The organism is Arthrobacter sp. 01N442 (assembly GCF_056399345.1).
The window spans coordinates 296,129-320,369 of record NZ_JBFTRD010000003.1 but is presented as its reverse complement, the minus strand read 5'-3'; the positions used below and the strand labels follow the sequence as shown (position 1 = coordinate 320,369).

General features: G+C 67.6%; 22 protein-coding genes and 1 tRNA gene. 22 read left to right on the top strand and 1 reads right to left on the bottom strand.

Features of this window, described 5'->3' with window-relative positions; translation table 11 throughout:
- Nucleotides 1-20 precede the first annotated feature (20 nt).
- From AC1DNC_RS07095 to AC1DNC_RS06990, 22 genes are all read left to right on the top strand, one after another.
- Entirely contained in the window at nucleotides 21-452 is a 432-nt protein-coding gene (locus tag AC1DNC_RS07095; RefSeq protein WP_476861847.1) for an organic hydroperoxide resistance protein, read from the top strand.
- Complete coding sequence (locus AC1DNC_RS07090) at nucleotides 449-1,480, top strand: NADP-dependent oxidoreductase (RefSeq protein ID WP_476861846.1); 1,032 nt, start codon at nucleotides 449-451, stop codon at nucleotides 1,478-1,480. Before AC1DNC_RS07095 ends, AC1DNC_RS07090 begins: the two co-directional genes overlap by 4 nt.
- A gap of 301 nt (nucleotides 1,481-1,781) precedes the next feature.
- On the top strand, nucleotides 1,782-2,891 hold the full coding sequence (locus AC1DNC_RS07085) for a BMP family lipoprotein (RefSeq protein ID WP_476861845.1): 1,110 nt from the start codon (nucleotides 1,782-1,784) through the stop codon (nucleotides 2,889-2,891).
- Nucleotides 2,892-3,060: 169 nt separating this feature from the next.
- Complete coding sequence (locus AC1DNC_RS07080; protein WP_476861844.1) at nucleotides 3,061-4,674, top strand: ABC transporter ATP-binding protein; 1,614 nt, start codon at nucleotides 3,061-3,063, stop codon at nucleotides 4,672-4,674.
- A complete protein-coding gene (locus AC1DNC_RS07075) occupies nucleotides 4,667-6,115 on the top strand; it encodes an ABC transporter permease (protein ID WP_476861843.1) in 1,449 nt (482 codons plus the stop codon). Before AC1DNC_RS07080 ends, AC1DNC_RS07075 begins: the two co-directional genes overlap by 8 nt.
- On the top strand, nucleotides 6,112-7,452 hold the full coding sequence (locus AC1DNC_RS07070; protein ID WP_476861842.1) for an ABC transporter permease: 1,341 nt from the start codon (nucleotides 6,112-6,114) through the stop codon (nucleotides 7,450-7,452). Before AC1DNC_RS07075 ends, AC1DNC_RS07070 begins: the two co-directional genes overlap by 4 nt.
- A 2-nt stretch (nucleotides 7,453-7,454) precedes the next feature.
- Entirely contained in the window at nucleotides 7,455-7,895 is a 441-nt protein-coding gene (locus AC1DNC_RS07065; protein WP_476861841.1) for a cytidine deaminase, read from the top strand.
- A complete protein-coding gene (locus AC1DNC_RS07060; protein ID WP_476861840.1) occupies nucleotides 7,892-9,214 on the top strand; it encodes a thymidine phosphorylase in 1,323 nt (440 codons plus the stop codon). Before AC1DNC_RS07065 ends, AC1DNC_RS07060 begins: the two co-directional genes overlap by 4 nt.
- A 149-nt stretch (nucleotides 9,215-9,363) precedes the next feature.
- Nucleotides 9,364-10,014 carry a DedA family protein gene (locus AC1DNC_RS07055; protein WP_476861839.1) on the top strand — a complete coding sequence of 217 codons (651 nt, stop codon included), beginning with the start codon at nucleotides 9,364-9,366 and terminating at the stop codon, nucleotides 10,012-10,014.
- 184 nt (nucleotides 10,015-10,198) lie between these two features.
- On the top strand, nucleotides 10,199-10,930 hold the full coding sequence (locus AC1DNC_RS07050; protein ID WP_476861838.1) for a DedA family protein: 732 nt from the start codon (nucleotides 10,199-10,201) through the stop codon (nucleotides 10,928-10,930).
- Between the two features lie 32 nt (nucleotides 10,931-10,962).
- A complete protein-coding gene (locus tag AC1DNC_RS07045; RefSeq protein ID WP_476861837.1) occupies nucleotides 10,963-12,126 on the top strand; it encodes an adenosine deaminase in 1,164 nt (387 codons plus the stop codon).
- 76 nt (nucleotides 12,127-12,202) lie between these two features.
- Entirely contained in the window at nucleotides 12,203-12,874 is a 672-nt protein-coding gene (locus AC1DNC_RS07040; protein ID WP_476861910.1) for a MazG nucleotide pyrophosphohydrolase domain-containing protein, read from the top strand.
- Nucleotides 12,875-13,002: 128 nt separating this feature from the next.
- The gene (gene eno, locus AC1DNC_RS07035; protein WP_476861836.1) at nucleotides 13,003-14,283 is read left to right on the top strand and encodes a phosphopyruvate hydratase; all 1,281 of its coding nucleotides are present in this window, start codon (nucleotides 13,003-13,005) and stop codon (nucleotides 14,281-14,283) included.
- 98 nt (nucleotides 14,284-14,381) lie between these two features.
- Nucleotides 14,382-15,116: an FtsB family cell division protein gene (locus AC1DNC_RS07030; protein WP_476861835.1), complete on the top strand. Its 735-nt coding sequence runs from the start codon at nucleotides 14,382-14,384 to the stop codon at nucleotides 15,114-15,116.
- Between the two features lie 93 nt (nucleotides 15,117-15,209).
- Nucleotides 15,210-15,935 carry a DUF501 domain-containing protein gene (locus AC1DNC_RS07025; protein ID WP_476861909.1) on the top strand — a complete coding sequence of 242 codons (726 nt, stop codon included), beginning with the start codon at nucleotides 15,210-15,212 and terminating at the stop codon, nucleotides 15,933-15,935.
- Nucleotides 15,932-16,882, top strand: coding sequence for a Ppx/GppA phosphatase family protein (locus AC1DNC_RS07020; RefSeq protein ID WP_476861834.1), 951 nt, complete (start codon nucleotides 15,932-15,934; stop codon nucleotides 16,880-16,882). Before AC1DNC_RS07025 ends, AC1DNC_RS07020 begins: the two co-directional genes overlap by 4 nt.
- Before the next feature lie 119 nt (nucleotides 16,883-17,001).
- A complete protein-coding gene (locus AC1DNC_RS07015) occupies nucleotides 17,002-18,483 on the top strand; it encodes a S8 family serine peptidase (RefSeq protein ID WP_476861833.1) in 1,482 nt (493 codons plus the stop codon).
- Nucleotides 18,484-18,521: 38 nt separating this feature from the next.
- On the top strand, nucleotides 18,522-19,979 hold the full coding sequence (locus AC1DNC_RS07010; protein ID WP_476861832.1) for an NAD(P)/FAD-dependent oxidoreductase: 1,458 nt from the start codon (nucleotides 18,522-18,524) through the stop codon (nucleotides 19,977-19,979).
- A gap of 137 nt (nucleotides 19,980-20,116) precedes the next feature.
- A complete protein-coding gene (locus tag AC1DNC_RS07005) occupies nucleotides 20,117-21,094 on the top strand; it encodes an N-acetyltransferase (RefSeq protein ID WP_476861831.1) in 978 nt (325 codons plus the stop codon).
- A gap of 46 nt (nucleotides 21,095-21,140) precedes the next feature.
- A tRNA-Leu gene (locus AC1DNC_RS07000) sits at nucleotides 21,141-21,214 on the top strand.
- Nucleotides 21,215-21,500: 286 nt separating this feature from the next.
- Nucleotides 21,501-22,853, top strand: coding sequence for an ABC transporter substrate-binding protein (locus AC1DNC_RS06995; protein WP_476861830.1), 1,353 nt, complete (start codon nucleotides 21,501-21,503; stop codon nucleotides 22,851-22,853).
- Nucleotides 22,854-23,248: 395 nt separating this feature from the next.
- On the top strand, nucleotides 23,249-23,494 hold the full coding sequence (locus AC1DNC_RS06990; protein ID WP_476861829.1) for a hypothetical protein: 246 nt from the start codon (nucleotides 23,249-23,251) through the stop codon (nucleotides 23,492-23,494).
- A gap of 208 nt (nucleotides 23,495-23,702) precedes the next feature.
- Here AC1DNC_RS06990 and AC1DNC_RS06985 read toward each other — a convergent pair whose 3' ends face one another.
- The gene (locus AC1DNC_RS06985) at nucleotides 23,703-23,993 is read right to left on the bottom strand and encodes a hypothetical protein (protein ID WP_476861828.1); all 291 of its coding nucleotides are present in this window, start codon (nucleotides 23,991-23,993) and stop codon (nucleotides 23,703-23,705) included.
- Between the last annotated feature and the right edge of the window lie 248 nt (nucleotides 23,994-24,241).

The window sequence follows — 24,241 nt, the reverse complement described above, 5'->3', positions numbered from 1 at the left end:
CCCAACAGATTGGAAACCCCATGAAGACCCTCTACACGGCCGAGGCACTGGCCTCCGGCGAAGGGCGCGACGGCAACGCGCAGACCAGTGACGGCAAACTCAATGTCACCCTGGCCAGCCCGGTTGAACTGGGCGGCAACGGGGAAGGAACCAACCCGGAGCAGCTCTTTGCCGCCGGCTACGCCGCCTGCTTCCACTCGGCGCTGCGGCTCGTCGGCCGCCAGCAGAAAGCGGACCTGACGGATTCCGCCGTCGCCGCCCGGATCCACCTGGGCGCACTGGACGGCGGCAACGGCTATGGCATCGCCGCGGAACTCGAAATCGCCCTGCCCGCCGTGGACCGCGAAACCGCCGAGTCGCTCGTGGCCAAGGCCCACGAGGTCTGCCCCTACTCCAATGCCGCCCGAGGCAACATCACCGTAGACATCAAGATCCTGGAGGTCGCCGCATGAGCACCCACACTGAGAACACCACCCTGCCCGCCGCCACCCGCGAAATCCGGCTCGCCTCCCGCCCGCACGGCCGGCCCGTGCCGGAGAACTTCCAGCTCGCCGAGTCGCCGCTGCCCGAGCTGCAGGAGGGCCAGGTCCTGGTCCGCAACCAGTTCATCTCCGTAGACCCCTACATGCGCGGCCGGATGAACGACGTGAAGTCCTACTCCGCACCTTTCGAGCTGGACCGTGCCATGGAGGGCGGGGCCGTCGGTGAAGTCATTGCGAGCCGCTCGGCGGACCGCAAGGTGGGCGACGCCGTCGTGCACTCCCTGGGCTGGCGCGAATACGCCGTCCTCGACGCCGCCGCGACCTCGCCCATCCGCACCGACCTGGCGCCGGCGTCGGCCTTCCTCGGCGCACTCGGCATGACCGGCCTCACCGCCTGGGCCGGGCTGCTCAAGGTTGCCGAGTTCAAGCCCGGCGAGGTCGTCTTCGTCTCCGGCGCGGCCGGTGCCGTGGGTTCGCTGGTGGGTCAGATTGCCAAGGCCATGGGCGCCTCGCGGGTGATCGGCAGCGCCGGCACCCCGGAGAAGGTCGCACGCCTGCTGGACCTCGGCTTCGACGCCGCATTCAACTACCACGACGGCCCGGTTCGTGAGCTGCTGCAGCAGGCGGCGGGGGAGCGCGGCATCGACGTCTACTTCGACAACGTCGGCGGCGAGCACCTCGAAGCTGCACTGTCGGCGCTCACGGTAGGCGGCCGGGTGGCGATGTGCGGCGCCATTTCCCAGTACAACTCAACGGAACCCACCCCCGCACCAAGGAACCTCATGCAGGCCATCGGCAAGCAGCTGACGCTCAAGGGCTTCCTGGTCGGCGGCTACTGGCAGCACATGGGCGAATTTGTCGAGGCCGTGTCCGGCTGGCTGGCGGACGGCACCATCCGCTACGACGAAACCGTGGTCGACGGCCTGGAGAACGCCCCGCAGGCCTTCATGGACCTGCTGGACGGTGCCAACACCGGAAAGATGCTCGTCCGCATCTAACCTGCCCTCGAATAAATAGCGCGAAGCTGCCCGTAAGGCCCCGATTTCTCTGATTTCGGGGCCTTACGCGTGCGTTCATGCAGGCAGGGAGCGGCGGTTGGTAACAAGTTCTCAACAATCTGGGAAACGGCTGTGAAGTGTGTTACTCGACGTGTTCCATGACACTAAAGTAGCTTCCATCAGTGCGCCTCGGCGCAGTGCTGCGAATCCGTCAGTGACAACAGTGTTTCGGGGGAAAACCGGAAGCAGACACTCATTGAACTCCCGTCGTAGCGCCTATCTCTTTCTTCCTGGAGGAACTTTGAAGAACTCACTGCGCGCAACTTTCAAGCGCGGTTCAATGGCCGGCGTCGCCACCGCAGGTGCGGCCGCCCTGATGCTCACCGGTTGCGGGGCTGCCCCGACCGCCAGCAGCACCGCCAGCGCAAGCGCCAGCAACTACACGGGCTGCATCGTGTCCGACTCCGGTGGATTCGATGACCAGTCCTTCAACCAGTCCTCCTACGAGGGTCTGAAGAAGACCGAGAAGGACCTCGGCATCAAGGTCAACCAGGTCGAGTCCAAGACCAACAACGACTTCGAGCCGAACCTGCGCGCCATGGTCACCGCAGGCTGCAACCTGACCATCACGGTCGGCTTCCTGCTCGGCGACGCCACCAAGGCCCAGGCCACGGCGAACCCGGACAAGCACTTCGCGATCATTGACTTCGGCTACGACAAGCCGATCGCCAACGTCAAGCCGATCATCTACGACACGGCCCAGGCAGCCTTCCTGGCCGGTTACCTCGCAGCCGGCACCACCAAGACCGGCACCGTTGCAACCTTCGGCGGCATCAAGATCCCCACCGTCACCATCTTCATGGACGGCTACGCCGACGGCGTGAAGTACTACAACGAAAAGAAGGGCAAGAACGTCAAGGTTCTTGGCTGGGACAAGGCCAAGCAGGACGGCTCCTTCACCGGTGACTTCGAGAAGCAGGACAAGGGCAAGCAGTTCACCCAGAACTTCCTGGACCAGGGTGCGGACATCGTCATGCCCGTCGCCGGTCCGGTCGGCAAGGGTGCAGGCGCAGCCCTGAAGGAAGCGAAGGCGGCCGGCAAGGACGTCAAGCTCATCTGGGTTGACTCCGACGGCTTCCTGACCGCCCCGGATTACAAGGACATCATGCTCTCCTCCGTGATGAAGCAGATGGGCGAGGCCGTTGAGACCGTCGTGAAGGAAGACAAGGACGGCAAGTTCTCCAACACGCCGTACGTCGGCACCCTCGCGAACGACGGCGTGCAGCTGGCTCCGTTCCACGACATGGAGTCCCAGGTTCCGGCCGAGCTCAAGACCGAGCTTGACCAGATCAAGAAGGACATCGCCGACGGCAAGCTGAAGGTCGAATCCGCAGCGAGCCCGAAGGCTTAACTTCCGCCGCCAAGCGCCACGGCCCGGACGGTCCCAGACCGGACGGGCTGTGGCGCTTTTCGTTGCGGCGGCCCCGCCTGCCACGCTGGCGCAGGCACTAGGCTGGTTCTGCAGCCCCATCACCGGCTCCGGGCCCTGACCCGGACACACTTCGAGATTGGTCAGAGTTTTGAAACTTGAACTCAAGGGGATCACTAAACGCTTCGGCTCCCTGGTAGCCAACGACCACATTGACGTGGTGGTTGAACCCGGGCAGATCCACTGTCTGCTTGGCGAGAACGGCGCCGGCAAGTCCACGCTGATGAACGTGCTCTACGGGCTCTACGAACCCACCGAGGGCGAAATCCTCATCGATGACAAACCCGTCAGCTTCCGCGGCCCGGGGGATGCCATGGCCGCCGGAATCGGCATGGTGCACCAGCACTTCATGCTGGTCCCGGTCTTCACGGTCGCCGAAAACGTGGCCCTCGGGGCGGAAGCCACCAAGGCCGGGGGCTTCCTCAACCTCGATGACACCCGCCGGAAGATCCGCGAGATCTCCGACCGCTACGGCTTCGACGTCGACCCCGACGCCCTGATCGAGGACCTGCCGGTAGGCGTCCAGCAGCGCGTGGAAATCATCAAGGCCCTGGTCCGGGACGCCAAGGTGCTCATCCTGGACGAGCCCACCGCGGTGCTGACCCCGCAGGACACCGATGAGCTGCTGGACATCATGCGCCAGCTCAAGAGCCACGGCACCTCGATCGTCTTCATCTCGCACAAGCTGCGCGAGGTCAAGGCCGTCTCTGACACCATCACGGTGATCCGCCGCGGCAAGGTCGTCGGCACGGCCAGCCCCACGGCTTCGACGACGGAACTCGCCTCGATGATGGTGGGCCGCGCCGTCAACCTCACCCTGGACAAGGCACCGGCCAAGCCGCAGGAAACCACGTTCCAGGTCAAGGACCTCACCGTGATCGCGCCCAGCGGCCAGCACGTCGTGGATGGCATCAGCTTCGACATCGCCCGCGGCGAGATCCTCGCCGTCGCCGGCGTCCAGGGCAACGGCCAGACCGAGCTGACCGAGGCCATCCTGGGCCTGCAGGACCGGGTCCACGGCTCCATCCTGCTCGACGGCGAGGAACTCGTGGGCCGCAGCGTCAAGGACGTGCTCAAGGCCGGCGTCGGCTTCGTGCCCGAGGACCGCTCGGTCGACGGCCTGATCGGAACCTTCTCGATCGCCGAGAACCTGATCCTGGACCGCTACGACCAGGAACCGTTTGCCAAGGGCATCAGCATGAGCCCCGCGAAGGTGCTGGAAAATGCCAAGACCAGGATCGACGAGTTCGACGTACGCACCCCGTCCGGCTCGCTCGCCGCGGGCACCCTGTCCGGCGGCAACCAGCAGAAGGTGGTCATGGCCCGCGAGCTCTCGCGACCGCTGCGCCTCTTCATCGCGTCCCAGCCCACCCGCGGCGTGGACGTGGGTTCCATCGAGTTCTTGCACAAGCGGATCGTCGCGGAACGCGACCACGGCACGCCCGTGATGATCGTCTCCACCGAACTCGACGAAGTGATCGAGCTGGCAGACCGGATCGCCGTGCTCTACAAGGGCAGGCTGGTGGGCATCGTGCCGGCCGGCACGGGACGTGACGTCCTGGGCCTCATGATGGCCGGCCTGTCACCCGACGAGGCCCACGCCGACACCACCAAGACCCCGGCAACCGCGGCCGCTGCCCCGGCGCCCGCCGCCCAGCACGCGCAGGAGTCCACCTCCGGCGCCGTAGGAGAGCTCCATGACTGAAACCAACCGGCCACGCCACGCGGCTGAAGCGGATCCGGCGGAAACGCCGGCAACCCAGGAGCCGGCGGCGGCAGCCCCGGCAACGGAAACGCCGAAAACCTCCGCCGTCGAAACCGTCGAAGCCGCCGAAACCGCCGAAACCGCCGACGCCGCCACCGCCACCTCGCTCGACACCGCAGGAGGGGCGATGCGCCCCTCCGCCGTCCCGGTCTCCGGCCAGAGCGGCGTCGTCCCAGGCGGCCCCGATTCCCTGCTGCGCAAGATCTTCACCGGAAGCGGCATGGTCTCCGTACTGGCCGTCCTGCTCGCCCTGATCCTGGGCGGCCTGCTGATCGCCAGCACGGACAAGGACGTCAGCGCCAGCGCGGGCTACCTCTTCGCCCGCCCCAGCGACTTCTTCACCGCTGTGTGGTCCGCCGCGACCCGCTCCTACGTGGCCCTCTTCCAGGGCTCCGTGTTCAACCCGCGCGGCAGCGGCGCGGCCGGGCAGTTCGCCCCGCTGATGGAAACCCTCACCATCGCCACCCCGCTGATCACCGCGGGTCTCGGCGTCGCCCTGGCCTTCCGCGCCGGCCTCTTCAACATCGGTGCGCAGGGCCAGATCATCATGGCCGGCATCCTCGCCTCGTGGGTCGGCTTCGCGCTGCACCTGCCGATGGGCCTGCACCTGCTGTTGGTCCTCGTGGCAGGCATCGTCGGCGGCGCACTCTGGGCCGGCCTGGTCGGCTTCCTCAAGGCCCGCACCGGCGCCCACGAAGTGATCCTGACGATCATGTTCAACTACATCGCGCTGTATTTCCTGCGCTACCTGCTCAACACCCCGGCGTTCCAGCGGCCCGGCGAAACGAACCCGATTTCGCCGATCCTGGACCCCAGCGCTGTCTACCCGCAGATCCTCGGCACCCAGTACCGCCTGCACCTGGGCTTCCTGCTGGCAATCGCCGCGACCGTCTTCGTCTGGTGGGTACTGAACCGCTCCACGATCGGCTTCGAATTCCGTGCCGTCGGCGCCAACCCCAAGGCCGCCCTGACCGCCGGCATCAACGTTCCGCGCGCCACCATCCTGGTGATGGCCATCGCGGGCGCCCTGGCCGGCATGTCCGGCGTCGCCCAGGTGGCCGGCACCGAAAAGGTCCTCACCGACGGCGTCGCCGCCACCTACGGCTTTGACGCCATCACGGTTGCGCTGCTGGGACGCTCGACGCCGTGGGGCACCTTCGCCGCGGGCCTGCTCTTCGGTGCCTTCCGCGCCGGCGCAGTCCAGATGCAGATCCAGACCGGAACCCCGATCGACATTGTGCTGGTGGTCCAGTCGCTGATCGTGCTGTTCATCGCCGCGCCGCCGCTGGTGCGGGCGGTGTTCGGCCTGAACCCGCGCAAAAAGAAGGCCGCCAAGGCCACCAAGTCCAAGACGGCAGCAACCACCGGAGTAGCAGCATGAGCACAACAGCAACGTCGCCCCAGCCGGGGAAGCCGCAGCCTGCCCCCGTCGACGGGGGAGCCCGGCCGGCCGACCACCACCCGACGGCTGTGACCGCCAAGCCCGTGACCTGGAAGCTCCCGGTCACCCTGCTGGTGCTGGCTGTCGTGGCGTTCATCTTCTTCGGATTGATGGGGCCGCACCAGACCGCTAAGTTCGGGATCTCCACCGGCAGCGACTTCTTCCAGCTGCCGGCCCTGGAGGTTCAGGCCTTCCTCGGCGGCATTGTCCTCTCGGTGATCATGCTGGCCCTGGCCGGCTACGCCGTGTTCCTCAAGACCCGGAACCAAAAGGCTCCGGCCTGGCTGACCATCGCCTTCATTGCGCTGTTCGTCGCCGCGTTCCTGATCTGGGTGGTCGGCGGCGCCCGCACCACCAGCATTTCCCTCGCCGGGCTGATCGCAGGCTCCGTCACCCTGGCCGTGCCGCTGGTGTTCGGCTCCCTCTCCGGCGTGCTCTGCGAACGTGTGGGCGTGGTGAACATCGCCATCGAAGGCCAGCTCCTGGGCGGCGCCTTCACGGCGGCGATCATCGCCACCCTGACGCACAACCCCTTCCTGGGCCTGCTCGCGGCGGCCGTCGCCGGCGCGCTCGTGTCCATGGTCCTGGCCCTGTTCAGCATCAAATACGTGGTCAACCAGATCATCGTCGGCGTCGTGCTCAACGTCCTCGTCTCCGGCGTCACTGGCTTCCTGTTCAGCACGGTCATGCAGGCGGACAAGGACAAGTTCAACTCGCCGGCGCACCTGGACCCGATCACCATCCCGGTCCTGGGCGACATCCCGCTGATCGGTCCGATCCTGTTCAAGCAGTCCCTGATCGGCTACCTCATGTACATCGCCGTGATCGTGGTCTGGGTGGGCCTGTTCAAGACCAAGTGGGGCCTGCGCGTCCGCGCCGTCGGCGAACACCCGCAGGCCGCCGACACCATGGGCATCAAGGTCAACGCCACCCGATTCTGGAACGTCACCCTCGGCGGCGCCATCGCGGGCATCGGCGGTTCCTTCTTCACCCTGGTCGCGATCGACAGCTTCACCAAGGAGATCTCCGGCGGCCGCGGCTTCATCGCCCTGGCCGCGCTGATCTTCGGCCGCTGGAACCCGATCGGCGCCTTCTTCGCCGCGCTGCTGTTCGGCTTCGCCGACAACCTGCAAAGCATCGTGACGATCATCGGCACCCCGGTTCCGAGCCAGTTCATGGCAATGCTGCCGTACCTCGTGACGGTGCTCGCCGTCGCCGGACTCGTGGGTCGCTCCCGGCCGCCGGCGGCCAGCGGCATCCCGTACGTCAAGGGCTGACCATGGCGGATAACACAGGCAACACAGCCCCGGCCTCCGTCCAGGCCTCCGGCGTCGACTGGGCGGCCCTCGAGGCAGCAGCGGTCGCGGCGATGAAGAACGCCTACGCGCCGTATTCGAAGTTCGCGGTGGGGGCAGCAGCCCTCACCGCGGACGGCCGGATCGTCAGCGGCTGCAACGTCGAAAACGCCAGCTACGGGCTCACGCTGTGCGCCGAATGCGCGCTGGTGGGCAACCTGCACATGACCGGCGGCGGCTCACTCCGTGCCTTCTACTGCGTCGACGCGGACGGCAACGTGCTGATGCCGTGCGGGCGCTGCCGGCAGCTGCTTTACGAATTCCGGGCCCCGGACATGGAGCTCATGACCACGCAGGGCATCAAGACGATGGACCAGGTGCTCCCTGACGCATTTGGCCCCCAACACCTGGAGGAAACCCGGTGACCCACAACACCCAGAACGCAGAAACCTTCGACGCCGTCGACATCATCCGCATCAAGCGGGACAAGGGCGTGCTCAGCGCCGCCCAGATCGACTGGACGATCGACGCCTACACCCGCGGTGCGATCGCCGACGAGCAGATGGCCGCCCTCAACATGGCCATCCTGCTCAACGGGATGGACCGTGCGGAGATTTCGCGCTGGACCGCTGCGATGATCGCCTCCGGCGAGCGGATGGACTTCTCCAGCCTGCGCCGGCCCGACGGCGGCATGAAGGCCACCTCGGACAAGCACTCCACCGGCGGCGTGGGGGACAAGATCACCCTTCCGCTGGCACCCCTGGTGGCCGTCTTCGGCGTCGCCGTCCCGCAGCTCTCGGGCCGCGGCCTGGGCCACACCGGCGGCACCCTGGACAAGCTTGAGTCCATCCCCGGCTGGCGCGCGGAGCTGAGCAACGAGGAAATGCTGGCCCAGCTGCAGGACGTGGGCGCGGTCATCTGCGCCGCCGGCGCCGGACTGGCCCCGGCGGACAAGAAGCTCTACGCGCTGCGCGACGTGACCGGGACGGTCGAAGCCATCCCGCTGATCGCCTCCTCGATCATGAGCAAGAAGATCGCCGAAGGCACCGGATCGCTGGTCCTGGACGTCAAGGTGGGCAGCGGCGCGTTCATGAAGGACGAGGCGCGCGCCCGGGAACTGGCAGAGACCATGGTGGCCCTGGGCAAGGACGCCGGGGTCAACACCGTGGCGCTGCTGACCAACATGAACACGCCCCTGGGCCTCACCGCGGGCAACGCGATCGAGGTCGAGGAATCCGTGGAGGTGCTCGCCGGCGGCGGCCCGGAGGACGTCGTCGAACTCACCGTCCGCCTCGCCGAAGAGATGCTGGCCTGCGCCGGCGTGCACGACGCCGATCCGCGCGCCGCGCTCAAGGACGGCCGCGCCATGGACGTCTGGAACCGGATGATCGAGGCCCAGGGCGGCGACCCGCGCGCCAAGCTCCCGGTGGCCAAGGAATCCGAGACCATCTACGCGCCGGCTGACGGCGTGCTGGTGGAACTTGACGCGATGGCCGTGGGCGTTGCGGCCTGGCGCCTCGGCGCCGGACGCGCCCGCAAGGAGGACCAGGTCCAGGCCGGCGCCGGTGTGCGGATGCACGCGAAGCCCGGCGCCACGGTCCGCGCCGGAGAGCCGCTGATGACCCTGCTGACGGACACCCCGGAGAAGTTCGAACGTGCCAAGGAAGCGCTCGAGCACGCCGCGGTGATCGCCCCGGAGGGCTCGCGCCCGGCCCAGCAACTCATCATCGACCGCATCGCCTAGGTCCCACCCCCCGTTGCTCTCTCACTTGTGGCCCTCAAACCCTGGGTTTAGGGACCATGAGTGAGAGAGCAACCGGGGCCGGGACCCGGCAGTACACTGGCACCACAGAATTCCGGGAGAAACCGGGCACCGCCGTGCGTTAGGAAACCGTGCAGGCAATCAACGACTTCATCCTTGCCGCCGCAGGACAACCGTGGGTCCTGCTCCTCGTGTTCGCCTGCTGCCTGATTGACGGCTTCTTTCCTCCGGTTCCGAGTGAATCGGTGGTGGTGGGCCTGGCCGCCGTTGCCGCGGCGGCAGACGTGCCCAACCCGCTCCTGCTGGCGGTCGTGGCAGCCGCAGGGGCTTTCTCCGGGGACAACATCGCGTACTTGATCGGGCGGGCCACCGGAACCGGACGCTGGGCGTGGATGCGCGGGTACCGGGCGCAACGGGCCTTCCTGTGGGCCGGCGGCGAACTCCGGAAGCGGCCCGCCTCGCTGATCATGGTCGCCCGCTTTGTCCCGATCGGCCGGGTGGCTGTCAACCTGACCGCCGGCGCCACCAACTATGCGCAATCCCGCTTCGTGGGCCTGACGGTGCTGTCCGCGCTGCTGTGGTCCGGGTATTCCGTGGGCATCGGCATGTTCTTCGGGCAATGGTTTGAAGACAACCACCTGCTCGGCGCCACCATCGCGATCATCTGCGCGATCATCCTCGGCATTGCCATCGATCTCATGCTCAGCAAGCTCCGCGGCCGGGTGCCGGGGGGACTGCTGGCGGATGATCGGGACCAGTCCGCACCGCCGGCCGACGGCTAGGCCCCGCGCCGGGAGGGCCTTGCGCCATGGGCGGAATCATCGCTGCAGTGCGTAGCGCTGGATGGCCGGCCCGTGGGACACTTAGGTGCGATTCGCGTCACGTCTGTGCCGCGGCCGCTCATCCGTCACTCTTGTCCGTCCCGGGTACGTCCCCACCCCTGAAGTTTCTAGGAGCACAGCCCGCGTGGAGTTCATTAATGAAGCCGTGCTCCATGCAGCCGGCCAGTGGTGGATCTATCCGCTCCTGCTGGTGTTCTTCTTCGTCGACGGCTTCGCCATGGTGGTCCCCAGCGAGACGCTGATTGTGGCCCTCGCGGCGTACTCCCGGCACAGCGGAGAGCCCAACCTGTGGATTTTGGGCCTCACCGCCCTTGTCGGCGCCATCGCCGGCGACAATATGGCCTACCTGCTGGGAAGCAAGATCGGCCTCGAACGGTTCCGCTGGATGCGCAAGCCCAAGGTCCAGCGGGTCTTCGCCTGGGCCCGCTACGAACTTGAAAAGCGGGGCGCGGTGCTGATCTTCACCGCCCGGTACATCCCCTGGGGCCGCGTGGCCGTCAACTACGTCGCCGGCACCACCGGATTCCCGCACCGCAGGTTCTTCCTCCTGGACGCGTTCGCCTGCGTCACCTGGGTCATCTACTCCATCGGGATCGGCCTCCTGGCCAGTTCCTTCCCCTGGCTGCACCACAATCCGCTCCTGAGCGCCGGGATCGCCGTCGTCTTCGCGATTGTCCTCGGAGTGGCCGTGGACCACGCGCTGCGCTGGTGGCACAAACGCCTCGCCCGGAACGACGAGCCGTCCGCCGACGAGCCGTCCGCCGAAGAGGCCGCGCCGGCTAACGAAGCGGCGGTCCCAGGGTCCGAGCCGGCGCTGGCCGCCCGGTCGGAAGAATCCGGCGCTTCCCGCAAGTAGCGCACCGGGCCGTCCGACCCTAAGGTTGGAACGTGACTGAGACTATTCTTGACGCTGCCCCTGACCTCGAATTTGACCTGAAGGGCCTTCCCAAGGTTTCCCTTCACGACCACCTGGACGGCGGACTGCGTCCGGCCACCATCATTGAACTTGCCGAAGCTGTCGGCCACACCCTGCCCTCCACCGACCCGGTCGCGCTGGGGGAGTGGTTCCGCGAGTCGGCCGACTCCGGCTCGCTGGTCCGGTACCTCGAAACGTTTGACCACACCATCGCCGTCATGCAGACCAAGGAAGGCCTGTTCCGCGTCGCCAAGGAGTTCGTCGAGGACCTCGCGGACGACGGCGTCGTGTACGGCGAGGTGCGCTGGGCCCCTGAGCAGCACCTGCAGCAGGGCCTGTCCCTGGACGAGGTCGTTGAGGCCGTGCAGGCCGGCCTCGATGCAGGCGTCGACGCCGTTGCCGAGACCGGCCGGGAGATCCAGGTGGGCCAGCTGATCACGGCCATGCGCCACGCCGACCGCGGCCAGGAAATCGCCGAACTGGCCGTCCGCCACCGCTACAAGGGTGCCGTTGGCTTCGACATCGCCGGCGCCGAGGACGGGTTCCTGCCGTCCCGCTTCAAGGACGCCTTCACCTACCTCGCCCAGCACAACTTCCCGGCCACGATCCACGCCGGCGAGGCCGCCGGGCTGGAGAGCATCCAGTCCGCACTGGTGGACGGCCGGGCACTGCGCCTGGGCCACGGCGTGCGGATCGCCGAAGATGTCAGCGTCGAGTTTGAAGAGGCCGACGCCTCGGACATCGACCCGGACAGCGACGAAGTCGATGACAACATCGGCCTCGTGACGCTGGGGGAGCTTGCCAGCTGGGTCCGCGACCGCGGCATCGCCCTCGAAATCTGCCCCTCCTCGAACCTGCAGACCGGCGCCATTGCCGGTTTCGGCGAGGGCATCGAAAGCCACCCGGTGGACATGCTCTACCAGCTGGGCTTCAACGTCACGATCAACACGGACAACCGGCTGATGAGCGGCGTGACCCTGACCGATGAGTTCGAACTGCTCGTCGAGACCTTCGACTACGACCTCGATGACCTGCTCGAGCTGACCCTGAACGCCGCCGAAGCCGCGTTCCTGCCGCTGGAGGAGAAGGAAGCCCTGGTCGAATACATCAACGAGGCCTACGCCGACCTTGGCTAAGGACTCCAACCCGGTGGACGCGCCGCTCGGGGACTTGTTGCGAACCATCGCCGAGTTGCGCGTCCACTGCCCCTGGATGGGCGCCCTCAGCCACGAGTCCCTCGTGGAATACCTCCTCGAGGAGGCCCACGAGGTGGCCGAAACCATCGAGTCCGGCGGCGGTGACGCCGAGTTGCGCGAGGAACTCGGCGACGTCCTGCTGCAGGTGGTGCTGCACGCCCGGCTCGCCGAGGAGCGCGGCGCCTTCGACTTCGACGACGTCGCGCGCGGCTTGCGGGACAAGATGGTCCGGCGCAATCCGCACGTCTTTCGTCCCGACGGCTCCCTGCAGGATTCCTTCCCAGCCACGGTGCAGGAGATCGTGCTGAAGTGGGATGCCGTCAAGAAGGCCGAGAAAGCCGGCCGAGGCCACGCCTTCGACGGGGTCCCCGCGGCGCTGCCGGCGCTGGCCCGCGCGCAGAAGCTGCTGGATCGGGCCGAACGCGCCGGCCTGGCCACCGTGCTGCCGCCCGCCGTCGTCCCCGCCGCCGGAGCGCCCGCTGAGATGGCGTCCGTCCCGGTGCCCACGGCTCCGGCGACCGAAGAGGAGCTCGGAGAACTGCTGTTTGGCATCGTCGCGGCCGCCCGGCGTGAGGGCCTGGACGCCGAACGCGCCCTCCGCGCGGCCAACCGCCGCTTCCAGGACAGCCAGACCGGCGGCAGCGGCGCCGAACCCGGCGCCGGAGTACAGCGTCCGGGGACTGGATAGCTTTCCGTAACTTAGCCCACTCTGGACTAGGCTAGGGGCGACGAGGACGTCGGTTTCCAGCTTGATCCACCGCTAGATTTCCAGCAGTCAGAATCCCAGCAGACCGCTTCACCCAAAGGAGCATATCCATGGCGCTTATCGATGCCATCCACGCCCGCGAGATCCTCGATTCACGCGGCAACCCGACCGTAGAAGTTGAAGTCCTGCTCTCCGACGGCCAGATCGGCCGCGCAGCAGTTCCCTCCGGCGCCTCCACCGGCGAGCACGAGGCCGTAGAACTCCGCGACGGCGACAAGGGCCGGTACCTCGGCAAGGGCGTCCAGAAGGCCGTCGACGCCGTCATCGACCAGATCGCCCCGGCCCTGATCGGCTTCGACGCGACCGACCAGCGCAGCATTGACCAGGCGATGATCGACCTGGACGGCACCGCCAACAAGAGCAAGCTGGGCGCCAACGCGATCCTGGGCGTCTCCCTCGCCGTCGCCAACGCCGCGGCCGCCTCCGCTGACCTGCCCCTCTACAAGTACCTGGGCGGCCCCAACGCGCACGTGCTGCCGGTGCCCCTGATGAACATCCTCAACGGCGGCTCGCACGCCGACTCCGACGTGGACATCCAGGAATTCATGGTTGTCCCGCTGGGCGCCGAGACCTTCTCTGAAGGCCTGCGCTGGGGCGTCGAGGTCTACCACGCGCTCAAGGCCGTGCTGCAGTCCAAGGGCCTGGCTACCGGCCTGGGCGACGAGGGCGGCTTCGCCCCGAACCTGCCGTCCAACCGCGCGGCGCTGGACCTGATCCAGGAAGCCATCAAGAACGCCGGCTACACCCCGGGCAAGGACATCGCCCTGGCCCTCGACGTCGCCTCCTCCGAGTTCTTCAAGGACGGCTCCTACCAGTTCGAAGGCAAGACCCTCAGCTCCGCCGAGATGAGCGCCTACTACGCCGAACTCGTGGCCGACTACCCGCTGGTTTCCATCGAGGATCCGCTGGACGAGAACGACTGGGACGGCTGGAAGACCCTGACCGACTCGATCGGCGACAAGGTCCAGATCGTGGGCGATGACCTGTTCGTCACGAACCCGGAGCGCCTCCAGACCGGCATCGACTCGAAGACTGCCAACTCGCTGCTGGTCAAGGTCAACCAGATCGGTTCGCTGACCGAGACGCTCGACGCCGTGTCCCTCGCCCAGCGCGCCGGTTACACGACCATCACCTCGCACCGCTCCGGCGAAACCGAGGACACCACCATTGCTGACATCGCGGTTGCCACCAACGCGGGCCAGATCAAGACCGGTGCCCCGGCCCGCTCCGAGCGCGTCGCCAAGTACAACCAGCTGCTGCGCATCGAAGAGGAACTCGACGACGCCGCACGCTACGCCGGTCGCAGCGCGTTCCCGCGTTTCAAGGGCTAGTACCCGCGAAAACCAGATACCGGTGGCTATGGTGGAATGACCATGGCCACCGGTTCTGTTTTGACCGGTCTCTGTTCTGGCCTGTTTGAAGGAGTGACATGGCAACCCGCCGTCCCAAGGTTCCACGGGCCGCTGCTGCGGCCCCGAAGTCTTCGGCCACCGGCCGGGTGGAGGCCGACGGCGGCGACGTCATCAGGGCCGACTTCGGCGGACCCTGGCACGGCACCGAACCGGCCGGCCACGCACCCGCACGCACCGCCGGACCAGCCGCCCCTGACGCGCCGGGCGCCGGAAAATCCAGCCCCGCAGGGCATCCCGCTGTTCCCGCGAAGACCGGATCCGGAAAAACCGGCGCCCGCGGGGACAGCCCGGCCAAGCCGGCCGCCGGCGGGGGAGCGGGCCAGAAATCCGGACATACCGGGCAAGCCGAGGCACTCGACCCCGTCCCGGCCAAGGCCTTCTCCGGGCGCCTGTTGGCCCTCGGCGTCGTGATGATTGCCATCACCATCATGCTGGCGCCCACGGTCCGGATCTTCCTGGAAAAACGCGCCGAAATAGCCGCGCTTCAGGCCGACATTTCGGCGCAGCAGGCGAAGCAGGCCGACCTCAAGCGCGAAGTCTCGCGCTGGCATGACCCGAACTACGTGAAACAGCAAGCCCGCGACCGCATTAACATGGTTATGCCCGGCGAAACCGGCTACTGGGTCTACGGCAGCGATCTTCCTGTCGCAACCTCCGGTGCCGGCGCCGCAGCAGGAACAGCCACAGACCCGGCCAATCTGCCGTGGGTGGATTCCCTCTGGGAGTCCATCAGGCGATCGGCAACAGACTAGGAGCGGCGCCCGCCGCCGGATTACCGCAGGCCGGTAATTCCAACAGGGCAGGAAGGTGCCGCGCCAGTGGACGAGAACCAAGCGGTCGATTCCCTGTCAGGGAACCCCACCGAAGCGACCCCCAAGAACGCGACGCCGGCGCCGGAGGATTCACGCCAGCCGTCGGCCCGCGACCTTGACGTGCTCAGCCGCCAGCTGGGACGGCCGGTGCGCGACGTCGTCGAGATCCCCGCGCGGTGCGTCTGCGGAAACCCCCTGGTGGCGGCCACCTCGCCGCGGCTGAGCAACGGGACACCGTTCCCCACCACCTTCTACCTGACCCACCCGGTCATCACTTCGGCCGTGTCGCGGCTGGAAGCAGCCGGGCTGATGAACGAGATGAATGACCGGCTCGGCGCCGATGAGGCCTTGGCGGCGGACTACCGTGCCGCGCACGAAGCGTACCTGCAGTCCCGCGCAGAGATCGGCGCCCGCTCCGGCATCGGCGCTGTGCCGGAGATCGACGGGATCTCCGCCGGCGGCATGCCCACCCGCGTAAAGTGCCTGCACGTCCTCGTGGGGCATTCGCTCGCCGCGGGGCCCGGCGTAAACCCGCTCGGAGACGAAGCCATCGCCGGCATCAGCGAGTGGTGGACCCGGGACCGTTGCTACTGCGACGGCGCGTGGGACACCGGCGGAGAAGCCCCCTCCCGGGACCTGAGCCGGCACGGGCCCCAGGGCCTCCCGGAAATCGTTGGCCGGCCTGCCCCGGTGCGGAAGTCGCGCACCGCCGACGCCGCAGGCGAGGATGCAGCCGCCGACGCCGGAGCCGGCCAGTGAGCCGCGTGGCCGCGATCGATTGCGGCACCAACTCCATCCGCCTCCTGATCGCCGACGTGGCGGACGGCGGCGGCGCCTCGCCCAAACTCACCGACGTCGTGCGTGAAATGCGCGTCGTCCGACTCGGCCAGGGCGTCGACGCCACCGGGGAGTTCGCCCAGGACGCGCTGCACCGCACCCTCGAGGCCACACGCGACTACGCGGAACTGATCCGCCGCCACGGCGCCGGGAAGGTCCGTTTCGTGGCGACCTCGGCCACCCGGGACGCCCGGAACCGGCAGGTCTTCATCGACGGAGTCCGGGAGCTGCTCGGCGTCGAGCCCGAAGTGATCAGCGGCGACGAGGAAGCCGCGCTGTCCTTTGCCGGCGCCAGCAGCGTGCTGCCGTCCCGCGGCAAGGACCCTGTGCTCGTGGTGGACCTGGGCGGCGGCAGCACCGAATTCGTGCTTGGCGACGCCGACGGCGTCATCGCCGCCAAATCGGTCGACGTCGGCTGCGTCCGGATGACCGAACGGCACCTGCAGGACGATCCGCCCACGGCGGAGCAGGTCGCCGCGGCGGAGACCGACGTCGACGCCGCCATCAGCCACGCGGCACTGACCGTCCCGCTGGACCAGGCCACCGCCGTCATCGGCGTCGCGGGATCCGTCACCACGATCACCGCCCACGCGCTGAAGCTGCCGGAGTACTCGCCGGCGGCCATCCACGGCACGGAACTGGACCTGGACACCGTCCGCGAAGCGTGCACCTCGTTGCTCGAAATGACCCGGGACGCGCGGGCCGCCCTGCCCTACATGCACCCGGGACGGGTGGACGTAATCGGCGCCGGCGGCCTCGTCTGGCGGCGCGTGCTGGAACGCATGGCGGACGTCACAGAGGGCCGGATCACGACGGCCGTGACGAGCGAACACGATATTCTTGACGGAATTGCCCTGAGCATCAGCTAGCTCCGCGCCCGCCCGAGCCCACCGGCCCTATCCGGCCGCCCACGGCGCCGGACAGCCGCCACCCGCTGCCGCAGCCTGAGAGCCGCCGCAGCCGCAGACTTACCGCCGATTGGACCCGAATGACCAGAGCAACAGCCCGGTACCGCCGGACCGCCTCCGTGCTGATGGCCCTCGCCCTCGCCGGCGGCAGCGTCGCGGGAGCGTTGTCGACGGCCCCCGCCGCGCAGGCCGACGCCACCCGCGACAAGGAGTACTGGCTCACCGAGTCCGGCATCAAGAAGGCCTGGCAAGTCTCCAAGGGCGCCAACGTCAAGGTCGCCGTCATCGACAGCGGCGTGGACGGCAAGCATCCGGACCTCAAGGGCGTGCTGACCGGGGGAACGGACGTGTCCGGCGCGGGCGCCGCCGACGGCCGCAAAAGCATCGGCGCCAAACCCGAGCACGGCACCCTGGTGGCGACCATGCTCGCCGGCCGCGGGCACCAGCCCAAGAAATCGGGAAAATCCACTGCCAGCCCCTCCGCCGCAGCCGGCGTGGGCCCTGACGGGATCGTCGGCGTTGCCCCCGAAGCAGAGATCCTCTCCGTCTCCACCTGGCTCGGATCGGCCAATCCGGGCGGAAAGAGCGACCAGGACCAGATTCCCGCCGCGGTCCGTTGGGCCGTCGACAACGGCGCCCGCGTCATCAACATCTCGCTCGGCAGCACCTCCCCGGAGTGGCCGCAAAGCTGGGACGCGGCGTTCCTGTACGCCGAACAGAAGGACGTTGTCATTGTCGCCGCCGCCGGCAACCGGGTGGGCGGCAACATCCAGGTCGGCGCCCCGGCGACCATCCCCGGCGTGCTGACCGTGGCCGGACTGGACCGCAAGGGCGCCGCCAGCATTGACTCCTCGTCCCAGGGCATCAGCATCGGCGTGGCGGCGCCGGCCGAAGACCTGGTCGGCGGCCTGCCCGGCGGCGGCTACGCCGAATGGGCCGGCACGTCCGGCGCGACCCCCATCGTTGCCGGCGTCGCCGCCCTGATCCGCTCGAAGTGGCCGGAAATGTCCGCCAACCAGGTCATCAACCGGATTGTCAGCACCGCGAAGGACGCCGGGGCTCCCGGCAAGGACCCGCTCTACGGCTTCGGCGTGTTGAACGCCGAGGCTGCCCTCAAGGCCGACGTTCCAGAAGTCACGGGCAATCCGTTGGGGTCGATCTCCGATTGGATCCGCGTCCACCGGCGGGGAAACCCGGTGCGGCCCGCACCCGCCGTCGTGCCCAGCCCCTCGAGCGCGGCACCCACGCTGCCCAAGGCCACCGTCCCGGTCGCGGAAGCCCCCTCACCGGCTGACAGTGCCGTCCCCGCGATGGTGGTGCTCGGCTTCGGCGCGCTGTTCATCTGCATCATCGCCGCAGCCGCCGTCCAGCTGCGGCGGGCCGTACGCGGACCCGGCGCCGCAACTGCCCCTGACTCGGACGCCGCCCCAAGTGCCGACCCGGGCCCTGAGGCGGGCGCGGGGGCCGTCCCCGCTCCAGGCTCCATTCCAGGACCCGTTCCAGGACCCGGGGAGCAGGGGGCCGAGGCGTGCGATTCCGCGAGGACCAAAGCCCCGGAGTAGTTAGTGAAGTTTTTCACAAACTACGGTATTCTGGATCCATGGCATCCACTCCTCAGCTCCAGGACCGTCCCAGGGTACTCGTCGTCGGCGGCGGGTACGTCGGCCTGTACGTAGCCCTCAAACTGCAGAAGAAGATCGCGAACGCCGGTGGCATCGTCACCGTCGTTGATCCGCTGCCCTACATGACCTACCAGCCCTTCCTCCCGGAGGTAGCCGGCGGCAACATTGAGGCGCGTCACGCCGTGGTCTCACACCGCCAGCACCTGAAGCAGGCCGAATTGATCGAGGGCCGCGTCCTCTCGATCGACCACGAGAACCGCACGGCCGTGGTGGCACCGACCGACGGCGGGGAAAACTTCGAGATCCCCTACTTCGACGTCGTGCTGGCCGCCGGTGCGATCACCCGCACGTTCCCGATCAAGGGCCTCGCGGAGAAGGGCATCGGCCTCAAGACGATCGAGGAAGCCGTCGCCCTGCGCAACGGTGTCCTTGAGCGCATCGAGACCGGTTCGCTCATGACCGACCCGGTCGAACGCGCCCGCGCCCTGACGTTCGTCGTCGTCGGCGGCGGCTTCGCCGGCATCGAGTGCATCACCGAAATGGAAGACCTGGCCCGCGCCGCGGTCAAGAACAACCCGCGCGTCAAGCAGGAAGAAGTCCGCTTCGTCCTGGTTGAAGCCATGGGCCGCATCATGCCCGAGGTCACGGCCAAGCAGGCCGAGTGGGTCGTCGAGCACCTGCGCAGCCGCGGCATCGAGGTGCTGCTCAACACCTCGCTAGACAGCGCCGAGGGTTCGCTCAAGCTCATCAACCTGCCGGACAAGACCCCGGCGCAGGAATTCGAATCCGACACCCTGGTCTGGACTGCCGGCGTGCAGGCCAACCCGATGGTCCGCTCCACCGACTTCCCGCTCGAACCCCGCGGCCGTGTCCGCGTCCTCCCGGACCTGCGCATCTCCGGCGACGAAGGCATCGTCGAGAACGCCTGGGCCGCCGGCGACATCGCGGCCGTGCCGGACCTCACCGGCAGCGGCCTGCCGGACGGCACCTGCGTCCCGAACGCCCAGCACGCGCTGCGCCAGGCCAAGCGGCTCGCCAAGAACCTGTGGGCCTCTCGCTGGGACAAGGAGCTCAAGGACTACAAGCACAAGAACCTGGGCGCCGTCGCTGGCTTCGGTGAATGGAAGGGCGTCGCCAACATCAACCTGGTCGGCCGCATCGGCCTCAGGGGCCCGCTGGCCTGGCTCGCGCACCGCGGTTACCACGGCCTGGCCATGCCGACGGTCGAGCGCAAGATCCGCGTGATCTCCGGCTGGTTCTGGCAGCTCTTCCTGGGCCGCGACACCACCCAGCTGATGGACCTGGACAACCCCCGCGGCGCCTTCGTGGCCGCGGCGACGCCGGCCCCGAAGCCCGCAGCGGCTCCGGCCGCTCCGGCTGTCGAAAAGCCGGCCGAGGCACCCGCTAAGGAAGCTGCCCCGGTTAACTCCAAGTAGCGCACAGCAGCACGACGACGGCGGCCGTTCCCCTCGCAGGGGAGCGGCCGCCGTCGTCGTTGGTGCCGCCGCTGGCCGCTGCCTGGAATGTTGGGCGGATTGGCCGGATGGCTGGCCGACCTGCCTAGACTGGGCCCATGACTCCCGCCGAAAAGGACCTGCTCACGCTGCTCGCGACCATGCGGCCGGTGATCCGCGAGGGCGAATACGTCTACGCGCTGTGGCCGCACGGCAAACCCCTGGCCGGACACATTGCGGCCGCGGTCCGTGAAGCCGAGGGGCTGACCGTGGTGCTGCCGCGGGCCGATGCCGATGACCTGGGCCTCAAGTACGACTTCGTGGCCGCGTGGATCACCCTGCAGGTGCACTCACCGCTTGAAGCCATCGGGCTGACGGCTGCGGTCAGTGCCGCCCTGACCGAGGCCAAGATCAGCTGCAATGTGCTGGCCGGTTTCCACCACGACCACCTGTTGGTCCCGGTGGCCGACGCCGAGCGTGCGCTCGAGGTGCTCCACGAACTTTCCGCCGAGAGCCGCACCGCCAACGGCGGTGGGCCGTCGCCCGCGCCCACGCTGGTGCTGCGGAGCGAACAGCCGGTGGACCGGCCGGCGCTCCTGGCCCTGACCGCGGCGGCGTTCGCCATCTCGCCGGTGACCGGCGAGCGGGTTGAGGGGGAGCCGGAAGAAGTGGAGCTTCTGGCCCGGCTTTTCGAGTGCGGGGAGTACCTGCCTGACTTCAGCATCGTCGCCGAGCTCGACGGCGAGGTGGTGGGACACGTCATCAGCACCCGGGGCTGGGCGGGGGAGCTGGAGCTCCTGGGCCTCGGCCCGATCGGGGTGCTGCCACGGCTGCAGCGGCATGGAATCGGATCGGCGCTGATGAAGGAAACCATCGACCGGGCGAATGCTGCGGGGGAGCGGGGCATCGCACTGCTCGGCAGCCCGGAGTACTACGCACGGTTTGGCTTCGTGCCCTCCACGTCGCTCGGCGTGCAGGCACCGGATCCGTCCTGGGGCGAGCACTTCCAGCTGCTGCCCCTGGCGCTCTGGCCGGGCGGGGTCAGCGGCACGTTCCGGTATGCCAAGCCCTTCGACGCCCCGGCCGTCGCGTCCTAGGGGCCCTCCGGCGGAACAACCTCCGGCGGGATACCATGTAGCGGGCGCCCCAGTAGCCCAATTGGCAGAGGCAGCGGACTTAAAATCCGCGTGTTCAGGGTTCGAGTCCCTGCTGGGGCACTTCATAATTGCCGCGCCGCGCGCCACAATTGCCGTCCGCGGCCCCGGGGAACGCCGCGCGCCCCAGGGCAGTGGTAGCCACCAAAGTGGCCTCCCGGCCCGCCGTGGCGCCAATCACACCGTCCTGGCCACAGGCTGATTTCCTCTATGCAACGAGTGTTATAAGGATGTGACCGTAGTCACTTATGTTCGGGCGGAAATTGCATTAGCTTGAATCTAAATCAGGAACACCTGATCTTTCGCATCAAAGGCCGTTCGCACACCTTTAGATCGAGGAGATTTCTCTATGACTTCACTCCCCCAGGCGGCGCCGCGCATTGCTAAGCTCACAGTGCTTAGCCTCGGCGTCGCCCTTCTGGCTACGGCTTGTGGCGGTTCGTCCACCGCGCCGGCGTCCAGCGGATCGGCATCCGCCCAGGCCGCAGGCATCGCGTGCCCGGCCCCGAGCGCAACCGGCGGCGCCACCAGCTCGGCCAGCGCGGCTGGCTCCGTGCCCGCGTCCTCGACCACCACGGACACCCCGCTCAAGATCGGCTCGCTGTTGCCGACGACCGGTTCCCTGGCCTTCCTCGGCCCGCCCGAAATCGCGGGCGTGAACCTGGGCATCAAGGAAGTCAACGACGCCGGGGGCGTCCTGGGCAGGCCCGTCCAGGTCATCCACCGCGACTCCGGTGACACCAAGACGGACATCGCGACGCAGTCCACCACCGCTTTGCTCGGCCAGGGCGTCAGCGCCATCATCGGTGCCGCCTCTTCGGGCGTCTCCAAGACCGTGATCAACCAGATCACGGGCGCCGGCGTCATCCAGTTCTCGCCGGCCAACACCTCGCCGGACTTCACCACCTGGGATGACAAGGGCCTCTACTGGCGTACCGCTCCCTCGGACGTCCTGCAGGGCAAGGTTCTCGGCAACTACATGGCCACCTGTGGCGCCCAGACCGTTGGCATGATCGTATTGAACGACGCTTACGGCACGGGTCTCGCCAAGAACATCAAGTCCTCGGTGGAGGCCGCCGGCGGCAAGGTTGTCGCGGAAGAGCTCTTCAACGAAGGCGATTCCCAGTTCAGCAGCCAGGTGGACAAGGTCCTCGCGGCCAAGCCGGATGCCATCGCCCTGATCACCTTTGACCAGGCCAAGAGCATCGTTCCGCTCATGACGGGCAAGGGCGTCAAGCCCACCCAGATCTTCATGGTGGACGGCAACATGTCCGACTACAGCAAGGACTTCAAGCCTGGCACCCTGAAGGGCGCCCAGGGCACCATCCCGGGCACCTTCGCCAAGGATGACTTCAAGAAGAAGCTCCTCGCGATCGATCCGGCGCTCAAGGATTACAGCTACGCAGGCGAGTCCTACGACGCCGTGAACCTGATCGCACTCGCGGCTGAGGAAGCCAAGAGCACCAAGGGCGTGGACATCGCCAAGCACCTCAAGGATGTCTCTGAGGGCGGCGAGAAGTGCAACAACTTCGCCTCCTGCGTCACCCTGCTCCGCAACGGCAAGGACATCGACTACGACGGCCAGTCCGGCCCCGTAACGTTCTCCGACGCCGGCGACCCGACGGAAGCCTACATCGGCATCTACGAGTACCAGGATGACAACAGCTACAAGCCCGTCAAGGAAGAATTCGGCAAGCTCTAAAGGCCGCTTCCCAGACAATCAAGAGACCCCCGTCCGTTCCGGACGGGGGTCTCTTGCGTTGGGGCCTCGGCCGCGTCCGGTTGAGCATCGGTCGCCACCGGCTCCGCGGCCCCTACCGAAGAGAAAAATATACTCGACAAGCTGGCCGCCGATGCCGAATAATTTGAAGTGGGCCGGGCGGATGGTCCCCCAATACAGCCGCCCGGCCCTTCCATGTCCAGCGCCGGAGTGGCCGTCTGAAGGCCGGCCGAAGCGCCGACGGCGGGTGACACGGCCCCGCTGTACAAACGTTGCCTTGCGACACCCGACAGAGACCCATCTTCGGCTGGGCGGTCCACGAACCACCTCCAAAGGCCTTGCCCGGCTGTGGGCGTGCCTGTCAGGGAGGGGCTTCGATGCAGGAAAATGATCAACAGGCTTTGACCGCCGCAGTAGTGAAGGAGCTGGGGATCAACCCCCTGGTCCTGTGGATCCACTTCGTCAGCCTGGGCGGAAGAGCCGAGCTCACCTCGGTCCTGAAGTATCTGGCGGACGCGGGACCCTTGCCGGAGCGGGAACGGGACGTGCTGGCTTCGGCCGCCAACGACCTTACCTTGCAGCCTCCTGGCCGGGCCCGGGCGCCGCATTCCCACGAGGACTGACTGCGTCTCCGGGCGGCGCCCCCGAGCCGGCGGACGAGCGCAGGCTCCTGAGACCGGGTATGCCGCGGGTATGGCCCACCCCCAATGCGTCTTTTCGTGTGGGCCATCCCCGCGGTAGCTTATGGGTTTCCGCGCCGCATGACGCCGTTTCCAACAGCGGGGCAGAGCGCAGGTGGCGAGCTAAGGGGCGCGGCGACAGCCCGGCCGCTCACGCCGCCAACCGCGATTCGCGGCGGCGGGCGGCCGTGTTGAAGACCCCGGCTGCGTCGGCGGTCAGTACCGTAGCGCCTTGCCGCAGAAGGTGGAGGGCTTCCGGGGCCGCTGAGCGCAAATGCTCAAGGTCCAGCCGGACGGTGAAGTCGGGGAGTATGCGTTCGGCCCGCTTGACGACGGCCAGCAGCCCTCCAACGTTTTGGCTGCTGAGCAGGCCGGCCACGCTGATGGTGACGGAGGTGAGATCCAGGTTTACGGCGACGGTGACGGAGAGCTTAGTGGTCACAGAAGTCTTCCTCTGAGTGAAGATGAAGAAGGCCGTCTGCATGACCTCACAAACAAGGATAAAACTCGGGGCAGCGGGCGATCAACTTAAATGTGATCTGTGTTACTTCAGGTTTACGGGTGGCCGAAGTCGCTCCGAAGGCTAGGCGGCCGTCCGGGGCGGGGGAGCCCGGATGACCTCAAACCCAGCCGCGTCCGGGCACGCAGAAGGGCCGCCACCGGTGAGGTGACGGCCCTTCAGGGCAACGC